General features: G+C 73.8%; 13 protein-coding genes. 9 read left to right on the top strand and 4 right to left on the bottom strand.

The genetic code is table 11. The features are described 5' to 3' along the window. Positions 1 to 57: 57 nt before the first annotated feature. Positions 58 to 819, bottom strand: a complete 762-nt coding sequence (locus tag ABD54_RS20845; RefSeq protein WP_047871205.1) for a DeoR/GlpR family DNA-binding transcription regulator — start codon at positions 817 to 819, stop codon at positions 58 to 60. Positions 820 to 1,149: 330 nt separating this feature from the next. On the opposite strand from ABD54_RS20845, the gene pfkB reads away from it, so the two are divergent. Together pfkB and ABD54_RS20835 are read left to right on the top strand one after the other, a co-directional pair. Beyond that, complete coding sequence (gene pfkB, locus ABD54_RS20840; protein WP_047871204.1) at positions 1,150 to 2,091, top strand: 1-phosphofructokinase; 942 nt, start codon at positions 1,150 to 1,152, stop codon at positions 2,089 to 2,091. A gap of 54 nt (positions 2,092 to 2,145) precedes the next feature. Next, positions 2,146 to 2,415, top strand: a complete 270-nt coding sequence (locus ABD54_RS20835; protein ID WP_017563625.1) for an HPr family phosphocarrier protein — start codon at positions 2,146 to 2,148, stop codon at positions 2,413 to 2,415. Positions 2,416 to 2,818: 403 nt separating this feature from the next. Here ABD54_RS20835 and ABD54_RS20830 read toward each other — a convergent pair whose 3' ends face one another. Further along, positions 2,819 to 3,583: an SDR family NAD(P)-dependent oxidoreductase gene (locus tag ABD54_RS20830; protein ID WP_047871203.1), complete on the bottom strand. Its 765-nt coding sequence runs from the start codon at positions 3,581 to 3,583 to the stop codon at positions 2,819 to 2,821. Between the two features lie 312 nt (positions 3,584 to 3,895). Here ABD54_RS20830 and ABD54_RS20825 point away from each other — a divergent pair, with 312 nt between their 5' ends. The 3 genes from ABD54_RS20825 (at position 3,896) to ABD54_RS20815 (ending at position 7,738) form a co-directional block, all read left to right on the top strand. Then, entirely contained in the window at positions 3,896 to 4,783 is an 888-nt protein-coding gene (locus ABD54_RS20825; RefSeq protein WP_047871202.1) for a LysR family transcriptional regulator, read from the top strand. Positions 4,784 to 5,068: 285 nt separating this feature from the next. Continuing rightward, complete coding sequence (locus ABD54_RS29395; RefSeq protein ID WP_047871201.1) at positions 5,069 to 6,322, top strand: MFS transporter; 1,254 nt, start codon at positions 5,069 to 5,071, stop codon at positions 6,320 to 6,322. A 381-nt stretch (positions 6,323 to 6,703) separates the two neighbouring features. Next, complete coding sequence (locus ABD54_RS20815; protein WP_047871200.1) at positions 6,704 to 7,738, top strand: nitronate monooxygenase; 1,035 nt, start codon at positions 6,704 to 6,706, stop codon at positions 7,736 to 7,738. 96 nt (positions 7,739 to 7,834) lie between these two features. Here the strand turns inward: ABD54_RS20815 and ABD54_RS20810 are convergent, their stop codons facing one another. Then, a complete protein-coding gene (locus ABD54_RS20810; RefSeq protein WP_047871199.1) occupies positions 7,835 to 8,119 on the bottom strand; it encodes a DUF1540 domain-containing protein in 285 nt (94 codons plus the stop codon). A 470-nt stretch (positions 8,120 to 8,589) separates the two neighbouring features. Between ABD54_RS20810 and ABD54_RS20805 the strand changes: the two genes are divergently transcribed. Continuing rightward, positions 8,590 to 11,148 carry a penicillin acylase family protein gene (locus ABD54_RS20805; RefSeq protein ID WP_200904161.1) on the top strand — a complete coding sequence of 853 codons (2,559 nt, stop codon included), beginning with the start codon at positions 8,590 to 8,592 and terminating at the stop codon, positions 11,146 to 11,148. Positions 11,149 to 11,370: 222 nt separating this feature from the next. Here ABD54_RS20805 and ABD54_RS20800 read toward each other — a convergent pair whose 3' ends face one another. Then, a complete protein-coding gene (locus ABD54_RS20800; RefSeq protein ID WP_047871198.1) occupies positions 11,371 to 12,264 on the bottom strand; it encodes an oxidoreductase in 894 nt (297 codons plus the stop codon). A gap of 80 nt (positions 12,265 to 12,344) precedes the next feature. On the opposite strand from ABD54_RS20800, the gene ABD54_RS20795 reads away from it, so the two are divergent. Genes ABD54_RS20795 through ABD54_RS20785 form a run of 3 tightly spaced genes read left to right on the top strand, consistent with a single transcriptional unit; the run spans position 12,345 to position 15,324 of the window. Beyond that, positions 12,345 to 12,929: a TetR/AcrR family transcriptional regulator gene (locus tag ABD54_RS20795; protein WP_047871197.1), complete on the top strand. Its 585-nt coding sequence runs from the start codon at positions 12,345 to 12,347 to the stop codon at positions 12,927 to 12,929. A 39-nt stretch (positions 12,930 to 12,968) separates the two neighbouring features. Beyond that, the gene (locus ABD54_RS20790) at positions 12,969 to 14,621 is read left to right on the top strand and encodes a sensor histidine kinase (RefSeq protein WP_047871207.1); all 1,653 of its coding nucleotides are present in this window, start codon (positions 12,969 to 12,971) and stop codon (positions 14,619 to 14,621) included. A gap of 25 nt (positions 14,622 to 14,646) precedes the next feature. After that, entirely contained in the window at positions 14,647 to 15,324 is a 678-nt protein-coding gene (locus ABD54_RS20785; protein WP_082166926.1) for a response regulator transcription factor, read from the top strand. Positions 15,325 to 15,491 lie beyond the last annotated feature (167 nt).

Genomic DNA, 15,491 nt, shown 5'->3' with positions numbered 1-15,491 from the left:
ACTCCGAGCGGGGCGGTTCCACCGTGTGGAACCGCCCCGCTCGGAGTCCCGCCGTGGTCAGACCACCTGGACCCGGGGTCCGGCGGCCTCCAGTTCGTCGGCGAGACCGCTGGCGAGACCGGTGTCGGTGATGACCAGATCGAGGTCCTCGACCGCGGCGAAACGGGCGAAGTGGTCGTTGCCGACCTTGGTGTGGTCGGCGAGCAGGACGCAGCGGCGGGCCGAGGCGATCATGGTCCGCTTGACCTCCGCCTCCGCGGGATCGGGTGTGGTGAGCCCGCGTTCGGTGGAGATCCCGTTCGCCGCCATGAAGGCGACGTCGACGTAGGACTCGGCGAGGGAGCGCAGCGCCCAGGCGTCGACGGTGGCCTGGGTGCGGGTGCGCAGGCGCCCGCCGAGCAGCATGAGGTTGATGTGTGTACGGGGGGCGAGCGTGAGGGCGATGGACAGGGAGTTGGTGACGACGGTGAGTTCGCGGTCGACGGGCAACTGCTCGGCCAGGCGCCCGGTGGTGGACCCGGCGTCGAGGAGGATGGCGCCCTCCTCGGGGAGCTCGGCGAGAGCCGCCTTGGCGATGCGCTCCTTCTCCTGCGTCATGACGGAGTCGCGCACATTGAGGGCGGGCTCGAAGCCCAGCCGCTCGACGGGGATCGCGCCACCGTGGACCCTGCGCAGGACCCCGTGGCGTTCGAGTGCCGTGAGGTCGCGTCGGATGGTCTCGTACGTGACGTCGAACTCCGCGGCGAGCCCCGTCACGTCGACCCGGCCGTCCCGCCGGGCGCGTTCGAGGATCGCCTTCTGGCGCTCTTCCGCGTACATGTTGGATCACCTGTGTTTCGGTGTGGTTTTCTGTGAGTTTAATGGTGTTGCCTGGGACACACAAGAGGTACCTTGAACCAATATCCCAGCAACACCGCTCGCAGCGAAGCCCCTACTGTCCGCCCGGACCACCAGGAGTGTTTCATCACGCCCCGACTGCGTCCGCACACCGGGGCACCGGTGACGCGAGCCCCCGGGCCCCGTGACCGACAGTGGCCAAAACCGGAAACCAGGGCACAACAGCATTGACACACGCAGGCAAACACACATAATCAAAGGTAGTCCCACATCCGGACCGGGCCGGGCGCAGCCACCTCGAAAAGAGCACCCATGATCCTGACCCTCACCCCCAACCCGAGCGTGGACCACACCCTGGAGGTCAGTCATCTGACCCGCGGTGAGGTCCTGCGCGTGGGCTCCACCCGCGCGCAGGCGGGCGGCAAGGGCGTCAACGTCTCCCGCGCGCTGCGCCGTGCGGGCGTGCCCACACGTGCTGTACTCCCCGTGGGCGGCGGCGGAGGCGCCGAGCTGACCACCCTGCTCGGGGACCTGCCCTGCGTCGCCGTACCCATCGAGGGCGAGACGCGGGGAAACATCGCCGTCACCGAGGACGACGGCACCACCACCAAGCTCAACGCACCCGGGCCCGTGCTCTCCCCCGAGGAGACCGACGCCCTGCTCTCCGCCCTGGAGAGCGAGCTGGACCGGGGCCCCGCGTGGATGGTGGCCAGCGGCAGCCTCCCCTCAGGCTCCCCCGACGACCTGTACGTGCGCGTCGCCGAACTGGCCGCCTCCTACGGGGTCCCGCTGGCACTGGACACCTCCGGCAAGCCGCTGGAGGCCGCGGCCCGCGCGGGGTCGGTGTCCCTGCTCAAGCCCAACCACGAGGAGCTGGCCGAGCTGATCGGCCGGGAACTGACCACCGTGGGCGCGGTCACCGAGGCCGCCCGCGAGGTCCTGGGGTGGGGCAACGGCTCCGCCCTGGTGACGCTGGGGGGCCACGGTGCGATACTCGTGGACCCCGAGCACACCTGGTGGGCGCGCGGGCCCCGGGTCCGCACGCGCAGCACGGTGGGCGCGGGCGACTGCGCCCTGGCCGGGTTCCTGGGCGCGGACGGTTCCCCCGAGGACCGGCTGCGGCACGCCGTGGCGTGGGGGACGGCCGCCGTCTCCCTCCCCGGAACCACCGTCCCCTCCCCCGACGACGTGGCCGCCGACGCGATCACCGCGGTGGCCGACCCCGACCCGCAACTGCCGGTCGACACGCTCTGAACCGGGCCTCCCCGCCCACACGACGATCTCCCGACGACTTCTCCTAGGACTGACATGCCCCAGCGCACCGTGGCCATCGCCTCCCAGCTCGGCCTGCACGCCCGCCCCGCCAGCCTGTTCGTCCAGGCCGTCAACGGCACCGGCCTGCCCGTCAAGATCGCCCGCGAGGGCCAGGACCCCGTGGACGCCCGCAGCGTGCTCGCCGTGATGGCGCTGGGCGCCAAGCACGGCGAGACGGTCACCCTGTCCTGCGAGGAGCAGGAGAACGCGGACAAGGTCCTGGACGAGCTGGTCGAGATGCTGTCCCGGGAACTGGACGCCTGACGGACGCCTGACCCGCGGGCTCCGCGCGGCCCCGCCCGGACACGGGCCGTCCCCCCTCGGGGCGGCCCCTCCGGGGCGCGGGGCCGCCCGGCCCCGGCCCCCGGAACCGGCCGGGGCCGCCTCGCCGCCGTGGACACCTCACATGACGGCACCGCCGTCGGCCCCCCGGGGATCCGCAGGCGGGGCGACACGACTGGAAGCACGATCCCCCGGGGCGAAGCGGCGGAGCCGCACCCGGTGACGCTCCACGTCAACGACCGACCACCGCGACCGCGCCGACTGCGCGCCCGGCGGCACGCGGGCCTGAGCCCTACGGAACCCGGGCGGCGCGCGGCCCCGCCCGCCCCGCCGGGACAGGGCCCAGACCCCTCGTGTCACACCGGCTACGGTTCCGGTCGGCCCGTCAGGACTCCCCCCGCTGAACACGGTGGACCTTGTGCTGGGCGGCCTGCGCGCGCGGGCGCACCACCAGCAGGTCGATGTTCACGTGCGGGGGCCGCGTGACCGCCCACACGATGGTGTCGGCGACGTCCTCGGCGCTCAGCGGATCGGGCACACCGGCGTAGACGGCGTCGGCGGCCCCGGAGTCCCCGCGCATGCGGTTGAGGGCGAACTCCTCGGTCCTGACCATGCCCGGCGCGATCTCCAGCACGCGCACCGGTTCGCCGCACAGCTCCAGGCGCAGCGTGGCGGCCAGGCTGTGCGCTCCGTGCTTGGCGGCCACGTACCCGCCGCCGCCCTCGTAGGCCGTGTGGCCCGCCGTTGAGGAGACGACCAGAACGGTGCCGTCCCCGCTGGCGATCAGCTTGGGCAGCAGGGCCTGGGTCATGTTGAGCACGCCGATGACGTTGACCTCGTACATGGCGCGCCAGTCGGCGGGAGCGCCCGCGGCCACGGTCTCGGTGCCGATCGCGCCGCCCGCGTTGTTGACCAGGACCTCGCACGAGGCCAGGGAGTCGGCGAAGGCGTCGACGGCGGCCCTGTCGGTGACGTCGAGGACGTGGGCTCGGGCGCTGCGGCCCTCACCGGCAAGTTCCTTCGCCAGCGCCTCGATCCGGTCGGCGCGGCGTGCGACCAGGACCACGGCGTAGCCCCGCTCGGCGAGGCCGCGCGCGGTGGCGGCCCCGATCCCGCTGCTGGCCCCGGTGACGACGGCGGTCGCTGACATGGTGGTACCTCCCGGAAGTCGCTGTCGCGCCGAGCGTATCCGGTGCCCGTTCCCGCCCCCGGAGGGAGGCGGCGGCCCGAACGGACGGGTCCGGGCGGTGGTCGCGGGTCGCGACCCGAGGGGTGTCGTCGTCCCCCCGCGGACACGCGCGCGCCGCACCCGGCGGATCCCGTCCCCCGACACGTCCTCGACCGCACGTGAGCCGGTCAGCCGTGTGGCGGGCGTCCCGTGCTTCCATGAGAAGTGCCCTCCGCCCCGGCGTGTGCCGGGTCGGCGGGCGCCGTGTCGGCGAGGACGAGGGGGACGTGCCGGTTGCGGGGTATCGAGATCCGGGAGCTGGAGTGCTTCCTCGTCCTGGCCGAGGAACCGCACCCCGCACACGCCGCGGCACGGCTGGGCGTCCCCGCGGAGACCGCGGACCGTCTGCTGCGCTCCCTGGAGGACCGGATCGGCGTCCCTCTCGTGGACCGCGCGGGCCCGCGCCCGTGCCTCACCCGGTTCGGCGAGGAGTTCCTCGACACCCTGCGGCCCGCCTACCAGAAACTCGCGGCGGCGGTGGACGGCGCGCGCGACCGCGCCCACGGCGGTCCGTCCACGGTCCGTCTCGGGTTCCGGGGCAAGGTGCACGGCCCGGTGGCCGAGGCGGTGCGCGCCTTCGAGGAGCGCGAGCCCGGCACGCGGGTGCGGATCGTGGAGACGGCGCACTCGGACCCGTTCGGCCCCCTGCGCGAGGGCGAGGTCGACGCCGCCGTCGTCCTGCTGCCGGTGCGCGAACTGGACCTGGTCGTGGGCGCGGTCTTCTCCCGGCAACCGCAGCGGCTCGCACTGCACGCCGACCACCCCCTCGCCGCGCGGGCGGGCGTCGGGATCGAGGACATGGCCCGGGTCTCGCTCATCCCGGTCCGGCGGACCCCCGACCACTGGCTGCGCGTCCACGCGCCCACCGTCACACCCCTGGGCAGGGCCATCCGCCACGAGACCGGAGTGGACACCCTGCGGGAGGGGTTCTCCCAGGTCGCGACCGGAAGGGGGGCCATGCTGCTGAGCGGCGACGTCGCGGACCACGCCGACCGGGACGGGCTCGTCCTCGTCCCGGTCGACGGTCTGCCGGAGTCGTCCCTCGGCCTGGTGTGGCCGCGCGGGGACCGGCATCCGAGCGTGCCGGTCCTGGCCGCCGCCCTCGCCGACGCCCTGGGCTGAGGAGCGGGCCGCATTCTTCGCGGACGTGACCGCACGGGACAGCCGTGGTCGCGGCCTCGTTCCGCGAAGCCGGGCTCCGCGCAGGCGGTCGTCACCGGTCGCGGGGATGCCGGGTGATCGCCGCGTCGCGCGGCGCGTAGGGCGCGGGGCGCGGGGCGCGGGAAAAGCCGTGGCCGCCCCGGAAGGCGCGTGCTAGCTTGGGCGGAATTTCCCTCCGGAACCGTGAATTCCACCTCCGTCACGGGGCTCACGGAGCCGCGACCCTCCCCGATCAGGAAAACGCCCATGCCCGTGGAGAGAACCGCCGAATCGTCATTGTTCCTGCGCTACACCTCGTTCGCGCTCCTCGGCTCTTCGGCCGATTTCCTTTTCGGCGCGGTTTTCGTCACGATCCTCCTGGGGCGCGGGGCGGACCCGTGGCTGCTGGGGCTGATGCTCGGTTCCGCGAACCTGGTGGCCCTGCTGGTGGAGGCGCCCAGCGGCGCGCTCGGCGACCGCTACGGCCACCGCAGGCTGCTGGCGGTGGGGCTCGCCGTGTGGGGCGCGGGTTTCGTGCTGTTGGGGTACGCGGACGGGCTCGCGCTGACGCTCGCGTCCATGTACCTGTGGGCGGTCGGCTTCCATCTCCAGTCGGGGACGCTGGTCGCGCTCGTGGTGAACCGGATCGGCGACCGCGACCGCCCCGCGCGGATCGCTCGGACGGTGCGCTTCGTCCAGGTGGCGGGCAACAGCGGCGCGGTGCTGGGCGCGGCCTCGGTGATGGTGGCGGGCACCTGGCTTCCCGCGGACTCCCTGGTGCTGGTGAGCGGCGCGGTGCTGGTGGCGCTGGCGTTGCTGGCCCCGGTGTGCTTCCCCCGTTCCCCCGGCCAGTCGGGGCGCCCGCTCACCGCGATCGTCCGGGAGTCGGCCGTGCTGGTGGCGAGCAGGCGTTTCGTGCCGCTGGTGGCCCTGTCGACGGCGTCGGTGTCCGGGCTGGCGGCCCTCGTGCTCTCCTGGCAGCCGATGCTCGCGGCCGAGCACGGTGCGGACGTGCGGCTCAACGGCCTGGTGCTGCTGCTGATGATGGCGGCCATGGCGGCGGGTTCGGCGTGCTCGCGGTTCGTGGGACGCGGTCGGCCGCACGTGTGGGGACCCGTCTTCGCGGCGTCCTCGGGCCTGCCCCTGGTGCTGGCTGCGCACGGGGGTGTGCCGCTGGTGGCGGGGCTGATGGCGGCGGAGTTCCTGTTGGGACTGGCCGTGGTGCTGTCGCACGTGTGGCAGCAGACGATGTTCTCCGACGCCAACCGCAACACCATGGCCGCGATGTTGGGGATGGTGGGCAACGCGGTGAGGATGCTGACCGTGCTGGCGTTCGGGTGGCTGTGGGAGCTGCTCGGGCTGGAATGGACGGTGACGGCCGTGGTCGGGTTCGGGGCGGCCGCGGCCCTGGCGACCGTTGCGCTGTCACGGCGGTTCCCGGAGTCGACGCGGTCCGCCGGGGGCGCGGACGAGGACGAGGGCTCCCCGGACGAACCGGAACTGGACGGGACCGGCGGGTAGCGGACCGAAGGGGCGGACCCCGGGCGGAAAGCACGGATATCGGAGACACCGTCCGCGGACCTTTCCCGGCGGAACGGAAAGGAAAAGACACTCCGCCCTTTCCCCGCCCCGGATAATCATCGTGTCCCATGTCACGGAAACCTCCGGGCCTACCGCTGTATCGCGTTTCGGGGCGGGTGCGGTCGAACTCCGGAGAACGCGCGGCGGTAGCATTTCCCGGACACGGGAGGCGCGGTCCGGTCAGCGGTGCGCCCGCGGGTGCCGCGGGGCGGCCGGACCCCGCCCGGAGCCGCCGGGGACGGGGACGCCGGGGACGGGGACGCCGGGGACGGGGACGCCGCCGCGCCTTCGCCGGAGCGGCCGAGGACGGGGAGAGGGACCATGAGCCTGGCAGAGCTTCTGCGGGAGCGCCCGATCGTACAGGCGCCCATGGCGGGCGGGGCCGCCACGCCCGCGCTGGCGGCGGCCGTGGCGGGAGCGGGCGGAACGGGTTTCCTCGCCGCCGGGTACCTGTCCCCCGAGGCCCTCGCCGACCGGATCGGGGCGGTGCGCGACGCCGGGGTCGGCGCGTTCGGGGTGAACGTGTTCGTGCCGGGCCCGCCCTCCGACCCCGAGGTCGCGGCGTCCTACCGTTCCGACCTGGAGTCCGAGGCCGAGCGGTACGGGACGCCGGTCGGCGCCCCGGTGCACGACGACGACGCGTGGGCGGCCAAGATCGACCTGCTGGCGGAGGCGGCCGTGCCGGTGGTGAGCTTCACCTTCGGCTGTCCGGAGGCCGCCGTACTGGAACGGCTGCGCGCGGCGGGCAGTGCAACCGTGGTCACCGTGACCACGGCCGGGGAGGCGCGCGAGGCCGTGGCGTGCGGGGCCGACGGGGTGTGCGCGCAGGGCGCGGAGGCCGGGGGCCACCGCGGCTCGTTCGACCCTGTCGGGGACGGCGGTCTGCCGCTGCGGGAGCTGCTGGCGGACGTGGTCGGCGCGGTGGAGGTGCCGGTGATCGCCGCCGGGGGGATCATGACCGGGACCGACGTGGCCGGGGCCCTGGACGCCGGCGCCGCCGCCATGCAACTGGGCACGGCGTTCCTGCGCTGCCCCGAGAGCGGCGCCAACCCGGTCCACAAGGCCGCGCTGGCCGATCCCGCGTACACCGGGACGGCCGTGACGTGGGCCTTCACCGGGCGTCCGGCGCGGGGTCTGGCCAACAGGTTCATCGCCGAGCACCAGCGAAAGCCCTACGCCTACCCCGAGATCCACCACATGACGAAGCCGCTGCGCGCGGCCGCCGCCCGGGCCGGGGACCCCGGCGGGATGGCGCTGTGGGCGGGAGAGGGGTTCCGGGCGGCCGGCGACGATCCTGCGGCGCTGGTCGTGGAGCGGCTGCGCCGCGAGGCAGCGGAGGCGGGCCGGAGGGTCTGAGGGACGGCACGGAAGGCCCCGGACACCGGGCCGGAACGCGGAGCGGCCCCGGGCTTGGTGCCCGGGGCCGCGGAGTGGGCCGGTGCGCGGCGCCGCTCAGGCGGGCGCGTAGGTGAGGCAGTCGGCCTGCTGGTGCACGTACCCGACGGAGATGGCCGGGGCCTGGCACTCCAACTGGACGTTGTGTTCGCAGTTCGACATCTTGCAGGCGCCGACCTGGCCCGTGGCGACGGGGTCGCCGCCTTGGTCACCGGCGTCGAAGAAGGTGTCGCACTGGGCGTGGGAGGAGTTTCCCACGGTGATGGCCAGTGCGTGGCAGGAGTGGTCGGTGTTGTAGGCGCAGGCGTCCACCTGGCACGAGTTCACCACGGGCATGTCCATCGCGTATCCCCCCAGAGCATCGACGGCGCGTTCGAGGCTGCCAGACGGGACGCCCGGCTTCCAGGACACCGCCTCGTGTCACCGCGAGCGGGACGGAGTGTTGACGAAGGCTTGGCGTGGAGCCGACCCGGGACGCGGTGCGGAAACGGCTCGGAGCGCGCTGGGGAAGCGTTCCGGAGCGCGGTTCCGCCGTGCCGGACCGGAGCTGTCCACAGCCGGAGGGAGGGGGCGGCGCCCACCACGGGCGCCGCCCTGCACGGTGCGGCGCGCACGGCCTGTGCCGCAAGGGGGCCGACCAGTTGCGGACAGCACGGATCCAACCGGGCGGCTGTCCGCTTCTGACCAGGTGCTTCGTGTCAGCCGCCCGTTCGGCTCTCCGCCACCTACCAGTTGGTAACAATTGGGTCCGTGTGACCCTCCGCCCCTGGAGACTGTGACAGCGGACACCCTAGGGTTCCGCCATGGGTGTAATGCGTAAGAGTGTCCTTGTTCGCGTACTTCTGGGCTTCCTCGCCGCGGTCGTGGTGCTGGCCCTGGTCGGCGCGCTCCTGGGGATATGGACCGTCCGGAGGTCGTTCCCGGAGACCTCCGGAGAACTCCCGCTCCCGGGGCTGGAGTCCTCCGTCACCGTGCTGCGCGACGAGCACGGCGTCCCCCACGTCTACGCGGACAACACCCACGACCTGTTCATGGCGCAGGGCTTCACGCACGCCCAGGACCGCTTCTGGGAGATGGACTTCCGCCGCCACGTCACGGCCGGGCGCACCGCCGAGCTGTTCGGCCCCGACCAGGTGGACACCGACGTCTACCTGCGCACCATGGGCTGGCGGCATGTGGCCGAGCAGGAGTACGAGCTGCTCGCCCCGGAGACGCGGGCCCACCTCGGCTCCTACGCGGCCGGGGTCAACGCCTGGCTGGCCGGGAACGACGGCACCGGGGCCAGCCTGGAGTACGGGCTGCTCTCCGTGCTCAACGGCGGCCACGAGATCGAGGAGTGGACGCCGGTCGACAGCCTCGCGTGGCTCAAGGCCATGGCCTGGGACCTGGGCGGCAACATGACGGAGGAGACCGAGCGCGCCCGACTGCTCGACGCCGGGCTGACCCGCGAGCGGATCGAGGAGCTCTACCCGGCCTACCCCTACGAGGAGCACCTGCCCATCACCGGCACCGACGAGCACGGTCAGGCCGGGGCCGACGGGGGTTCCGAGGACTCCGACGAGGCGGACCTGCGGGAGGCCGACGAGCGGCGCGCCCCCGAACTGCCCGGGGAGGCCGTCTCCGCGCTGACCGGGGTGGCCGACACCGCGGCCTCCCTGCCCCCGATGCTCGGGCCCAGCACCAGCCCCGACCTGGGGTCCAACTCGTGGGTGGTCGGCGGCGAGCACACCGAGAGCGGGCTGCCCCTCCTCGCCAACGACCCCCACCTGGGCGCGTCGATGCCCTCCACCTGGTACCAGATCGGCCTGCACTGCACCGAGCTCACCGAGGCGTGCCCCTACGACGTCAGCGGCTTCAGCTTCTCCGGCCTGCCCGGTGTGATCATCGGGCAGAACGAGTCGATCGCGTGGGGGTTCACCAACCTCAACCCCGACGTCATGGACCTGTACGTGGAACGGATCGAGGGCGACGGCTACGTGGTCGACGGCCGGACCCGGCCGCTGGAGACCCGTGAGGAGACCGTCCGGGTCGCGGGCGGCGAGGACGTCGACATCGTCGTGCGCTCCACCCACCACGGGCCGCTGCTGTCCGACACCGCCGCGGGCGCGAACCTGGAGGCGCTGGCGGAGGAACCGGAGCTGGAGGGCGCTGAGGAGGGCGAGTACGCCGTCGCCCTGCGGTGGACCGCGCTCCAGCCGGGCAGGACCGCGGACTCGATCTTCGCGATGAACCGGGCCCGCGGCTGGGACGACTTCCGGGAGGCGGCCAGCCGGTTCGAGGTCCCCGCGCAGAACCTCGTCTACGCGGACGGCGAGGGCAACATCGGCTACCAGGCCCCCGGTCTGGTGCCGGTGCGCGGCGAGGGCGACGGCCGCTACCCGGCGCCCGGCTGGGACTCCGCCTACGACTGGGAGGAGGAGTACCTCCCCTTCGAGGAGCTGCCGAGCGTGTACAACCCCGAGTCGGGCTTCATCGTCACCGCCAACCAGTCGGTCGTGGACGGCGACTACGAGCACATGCTCACCGGCGACTGGGACTACGGGTACCGGTCGCAGCGGATCAACGACCTGCTCACCGAGGCGATCGGCGAGGGGCCGGTGACCGGTGAGGACATGTCGCGCATCCACATGGACTCCTTCCACGGCGGCGCGGTCGAGGTCGTGCCGCACCTGTTGGAGGCGGACGTCGACGGGGTCACGGCCCGGGCCCAGGAGCAGCTTCGGGAATGGGACATGTTCACCGGGACCGACTCCGCCGGGGCCGCGTTCTACCAGGCCACCTGGCGCCACCTGCTGCCGCTGCTGTTCGACGAGCTGGAGCCGCTGACCATGAGCGGCAGCTCGCGCGGGATGTACGTGGTGGAGCAACTGCTGGAGGACCCGGACTCGGACTGGTGGCGGGGCGCCGGGGCCAGCGGGCGCGAGGAGGTGCTGGCCGCGGCGATGGACGCCGCCGCGCGGGAGCTGACCGAGCTGCTGGGAGAGGACCCCGCCGACTGGCGCTGGGGGGACCTGCACACCCTGACCGCGACCCACGAGTCGTTCGGAACGTCGGGTATCGGTCCGGTCGAGTGGCTGTTCAACCGGGGCCCGGTGGAGAGCTCGGGCGGGGCCAGCATCGTCAACGCCACGGGCTGGGACCCGACCTCGGGGTACGCGATCACGGCGGTGCCTTCGATGCGGATGGTGGTGGACCTGGCCGACCGCGACGCGTCGACGTGGGTGCACCTGACCGGCAACTCCGGACACGCCTTCCACCCCAACTACGACGACCAGCTTGAGCCGTGGAGCCGGGGCGAGACCCTGCCGTTCGCGGTCACCGAGGAGGCCGTGCGCGCGGCCGCCACGGACGAGCTGGTCCTGAACCCCTAGGGACCATCGACCGGAACCGGCGCGGGTGTGGACCATGGGGTTCCACCCGCGCCGGTCCCGTACTCACAGTGCTCGTCGGCGGGTACCGGGTCCGGGCTGAACGCACACCCTGCCGGTGTGACGCGGGTGGGCGGGGCGGGCGGGGTCGCCGCTACCGTCGCGCTCCCGGGGCAGGTGTGCCGTTCCGATCCGAAGCCAAGCGGTACCGGTGCGCTCCCCGGGTCAGGCCGGGTCGGAGGACCGCAGCGGGAAGGTCACCCCGGTCATCTCCTCCGACAGTGCCCACAGGCGCTTGGCGGCGCGGCCGTCCCAGGCGGCCTCGCTCCGGCTGGACAGGGCGGGGGCGCCGCGCGTGCCGCCCATGGCCTTGGGCCCGGCGAAGGCCGCGCCGGGCACGTCCTGGGTGGCGGCGAAGATCGTGGGGAGGGCGCCGTTGGCGGCGCTCTGGGCGAGGACCCTGTTGCCGAGCATGAGGGCCGCCCTGGACACCGGGTTGGCCCCGTGGCTCTGGAGGTTGGTGGCCGCGTAGCCGGGGTGGGCGGCGGTGGAGAGCACCGGGGAGCCCACCGCCTCCAGGCGGCGCTGGAGCTCCAGCGTGAACAGCAGGTTGGCGAGCTTGGACTGGTTGTAGGCCCGGTAGGGCGTGTAGCCGCTGTCCAGGTTGACGTCGTCGAAGTCGATGCCCCGGGCCATGCGGTGCATTCCGGAGGAGAGGGTGACCACCCGCCCCGTGACGTGTTCCAGGAGCAGGTTGGTCAGGGCGAAGTGGCCGAGGTGGTTGACGCCGAACTGCGTCTCGAACCCGTCCCTGGTCACGCCCTTGGCGACGGCCATGACGCCCGCGTTGTTGATGAGCAGGTGGAGGTCTCCGCTCCAGGCCTCGGCGAAGGCGCGCACGGACGCCAGGTCCGCCAGGTCCAGGTGGCGCACCTCGGTGTCGCCCCGCACTCCGGCGGCCTCGGCGCGCCCCTTGGCCACGTCGCGCACGGCCATCACGACGCGCGCGCCCGCCCGGGCCAGGATGCGCGTGGTCTCGATGCCCAGGCCGCTGTTGGCTCCGGTGACGACCGCCGTGCGGCCGCTGAGGTCGGGGATGCTGACCGCTGTGGTGTCCATTGCGCCACGGTAGGCGAGCGCACCCGTGCTGTCCATGACGACCACGAGGGCCGCGGGGGCGCCCGTCTATCCTGGTTCCCATGGTTGACCGCCCCTATCACCACGGAGACCTGCGCGCCGTCCTGCTCGCCAACGCCGAGCGCGCCCTGGCCGAACGGGGGCAGGCCGCGCTGTCCCTGCGCGAGATCGCCCGCGAGGCGGGGGTCAGCCACGCCGCGCCGGGCCGCCACTTCCGGGACAAGCAGGCGCTGCTGGACGCGCTCGCCCTCAGCGGTTTCGAGCGCCTGACCGAGTGCCTGGAGGCGGCGGCGCCCGAGGGGGGTGACGCGCGGACCCGTGTCCTCGCCCTGGCCAGGGCCTACGTGGGGTTCGCGGGGGAGCACGCCGCGCTGCTCGACCTCATGTACGCGCGCAAGCACGACCCCGACGTCTCCGAGCAGTTGTACGCCGCCGTGGGACGGCTGCTCGAACGGGTGATGCGACCCGTCCTCGACGCCCAGGCCGCCGGGGAGATCGCGGGCGGAACCCCGGAGGCGGTCACGATGACCGTGTCCGCCGCGATGCACGGCCTGGTCGCGCTCACCGCCACGTCCTCCCCCGAGGAGGTCGACGCCAAGCTCGCGGACATGGTCGGGGTGCTCTTCGAGGGCCTCGGCCCGCGTTGAGGCCCCCGAGTTCCGGGAAGCGCTGACTAGCCTGTGGCCATGCGGGAGATCCGGAGAGAACCGCGCGGGTGGGCCCGTCCGGTCTTGGAGGCCGTGCTGTGGACCTCCCTCGGCACGTTGATGGCGATCGAGGTCCTCGGGGGACGCGATCGGCCGCCGGTCCTCGAAGCGTGCCTCCTGGTGCTGGCCCTGGCCGTCGCGGCGGCCCTGTCCCGTTCCCTGCCGCCGGTCTCCCTGGGTGTCATGCTCACCGGAGCGGTCCTGCAACTGTCCGCCTCGGGCCTGCTGCTGGTGGAGACCACAGCGATCACCCCCTGGCTGGCCGTGGCGGTGTTCGCCCTGCTCACCGGCCTGCGCTCGGAACGGGTGCGCCCGGTGGTGGCGACGGTGGTCGCGGCGTGCTCGTTCACCCTCGTCCTGCACGTGTCGGCGGGGCTGGTGTCCGGCACCGGCGTCCGCGCGTTCCTGTCCGACTCCGTGGACTGGCTGGGCGCCGTCCTCACCATCGCGCTGAGCACGCTGGCCCCGTGGCTGTTCGGCCGCTACCAGCGCCTGCACCGCCAGATGTGGCGGGGCGGCTGGGAGATCGCCGAGCGCATGGAGCGGACCCGCGCGGCCGAGGCCGAACGCGCCCGGTTGCGGGAGCGGGCCCGGATCGCGTCCCGGATGCACGACTCCCTGGGCCACGACCTGGCGCTGATCGCGGTGCGCGCGGCGGCCCTGGAGATGACCGCCCGGGAGGACTCCGAGCAGGGCCGGGCCGCCGGTGAGCTGCGCGCGGCCGCTCACGAGGCCAACCTGCGGCTGCGGGAGGTCATCGGGGTGCTGCGCGAGGACGGGGACCGCGGTGACGGCCTCGGCGAAGCCGCTTCCGGGCCCGGTGCGGACGGTTCGGTGGCGGCCCTGGTGCAGCACGCCTCGGACGCGGGCATGCGGGTCCGGCTGCTGCGGGAGGGCCCCGACCCCGACCCCTCCGCCCCGGGCGGCGGCGCCGTGCACCGGGTGGTCCAGGAGGCCCTGACCAACGCGGCCAAGTACGCGCCGGGGGCGGAGGTGACCGTACGGGTGGTCCGCGAGGCCGACCGCACCCGGGTGTCGGTCGAGGACACCGGACCGCCCGGGGCCGTGCGGACGGTCCCGCCCGGGCGGAGCGGGAACGGGTCCGGCCTGGCCGGGCTGCGCGCCTTGGTGGAGGAACTCGGCGGGAGCTTCACGGCGGGCCGGGAGGAGGGCGCGGGGTTCGCCGTACGGGCGGCCGTGCCCGACCCCGGTGCCGGGGGCGGGGCGGAGGAGTCCGGGGAGTCGGAGACGCGCCGTGCCCGCACCGAGGCCCGCGACCGCGCGCGGCGTCGGCTGGTGGCCGCCGTGGCCGTCCCGGCCGCCCTGGCCCTGGGGCTGGTCGCGATCGGTACAGGCCTGCTGAGCTGGGTCAGCGCCAACAGCGTCCTGCCTCCGGAGCGGTACGAGCGGTTGTCCGTGGGGGACGACCGGGAGCGGGTGGAGGGGGTGCTCCCCCGGTTCTCCTACCCCGAGCAGTCGGTGTCGGCCCGGGCCTCCGAGCCGCCCGCGCCGCCGGGTGCCCGCTGCTCCTTCTACCTGGTCCGGCACGAGAGCGGGCTGCCGCCGGTGTACCGCCTGTGCTTCGAAGGCGGCGTCCTGGTCGCCAAGGACGAGATCCGGCGGACCGACTGACCGGTCCGCCCAGTAGGGTGTCGGCGTGAACGCGACAGACGGCGCCGGGACGCTTCGCGTCGTCCTCGCCGACGACGAGGCCATGATGCGCGCCGGACTGCGCGCGATCCTGTCGGCGGCGCCGGGGATCGAGGTGGTGGGCGAGGCCGGGGACGGCGACGCCGCCGTGGCCCTGGTCGCCGAGCACCGTCCCGACATCGCGCTGCTGGACGTGCAGATGCCCGGCACGGACGGCCTGGCCGCGACGGAGGCCATCGCCCGGGAGCACCCGGGGACGGCGGTCGTCATCCTCACCACGTTCTCCGAGGACGCCTACATCGCACGGGCCCTGTCCGGTGGCGCCAGCGGGTTCGTGCTCAAGAGCGGGAACCCCCGGCAACTGGTGGAGGGGCTGCGCGCGGTCGCGGAGGGCGGGGCGTACCTGTCGCCGGAGGTGGCGCGCCGGGTGATCGACGAACTGGACTCCTCCGGGGGGAGGCTGTCCCGCGCGTCGGCGGCGCGGGAACGGGTCGGGCGGCTCACCGAACGCGAACGCGGGGTGCTGGCGCTGGTCGGCCAGGGGCGCTCCAACGACGAGATCGCCCGCCGCCTGGCCATCGCCCCGGGCACGGTCAAGGTGCACGTGGGGTCAATCCTCACCAGGCTCGACGTACGCAACCGGGTGCAGGCCGCCGTGGTGGCCTACGAGGCCGGACTGGTCTGAGCCTGACCGGCCTCAGGCCGCGGTCCAGTCCCGGTCCGGTCCCGGTCCGGTCCCGGTCCCGGCGCACTGGGCGAGGGGCCCATCGGTGGAAGCCGTCCGCGGGCGCCGACCGGCCCGGGGATGCGGGTTCATGGACGCGGGTCCACAGGTTGTCCACAGGCGGGGAT

Origin of the sequence: Nocardiopsis sp. RV163 (assembly GCF_001029525.1) — a bacterium.
GTDB lineage: Bacteria > Actinomycetota > Actinomycetes > Streptosporangiales > Streptosporangiaceae > Nocardiopsis > Nocardiopsis dassonvillei.
The sequence above is the reverse complement of the archived record's forward strand: the minus strand, read 5'-3'. Positions and strand labels throughout refer to the sequence as shown.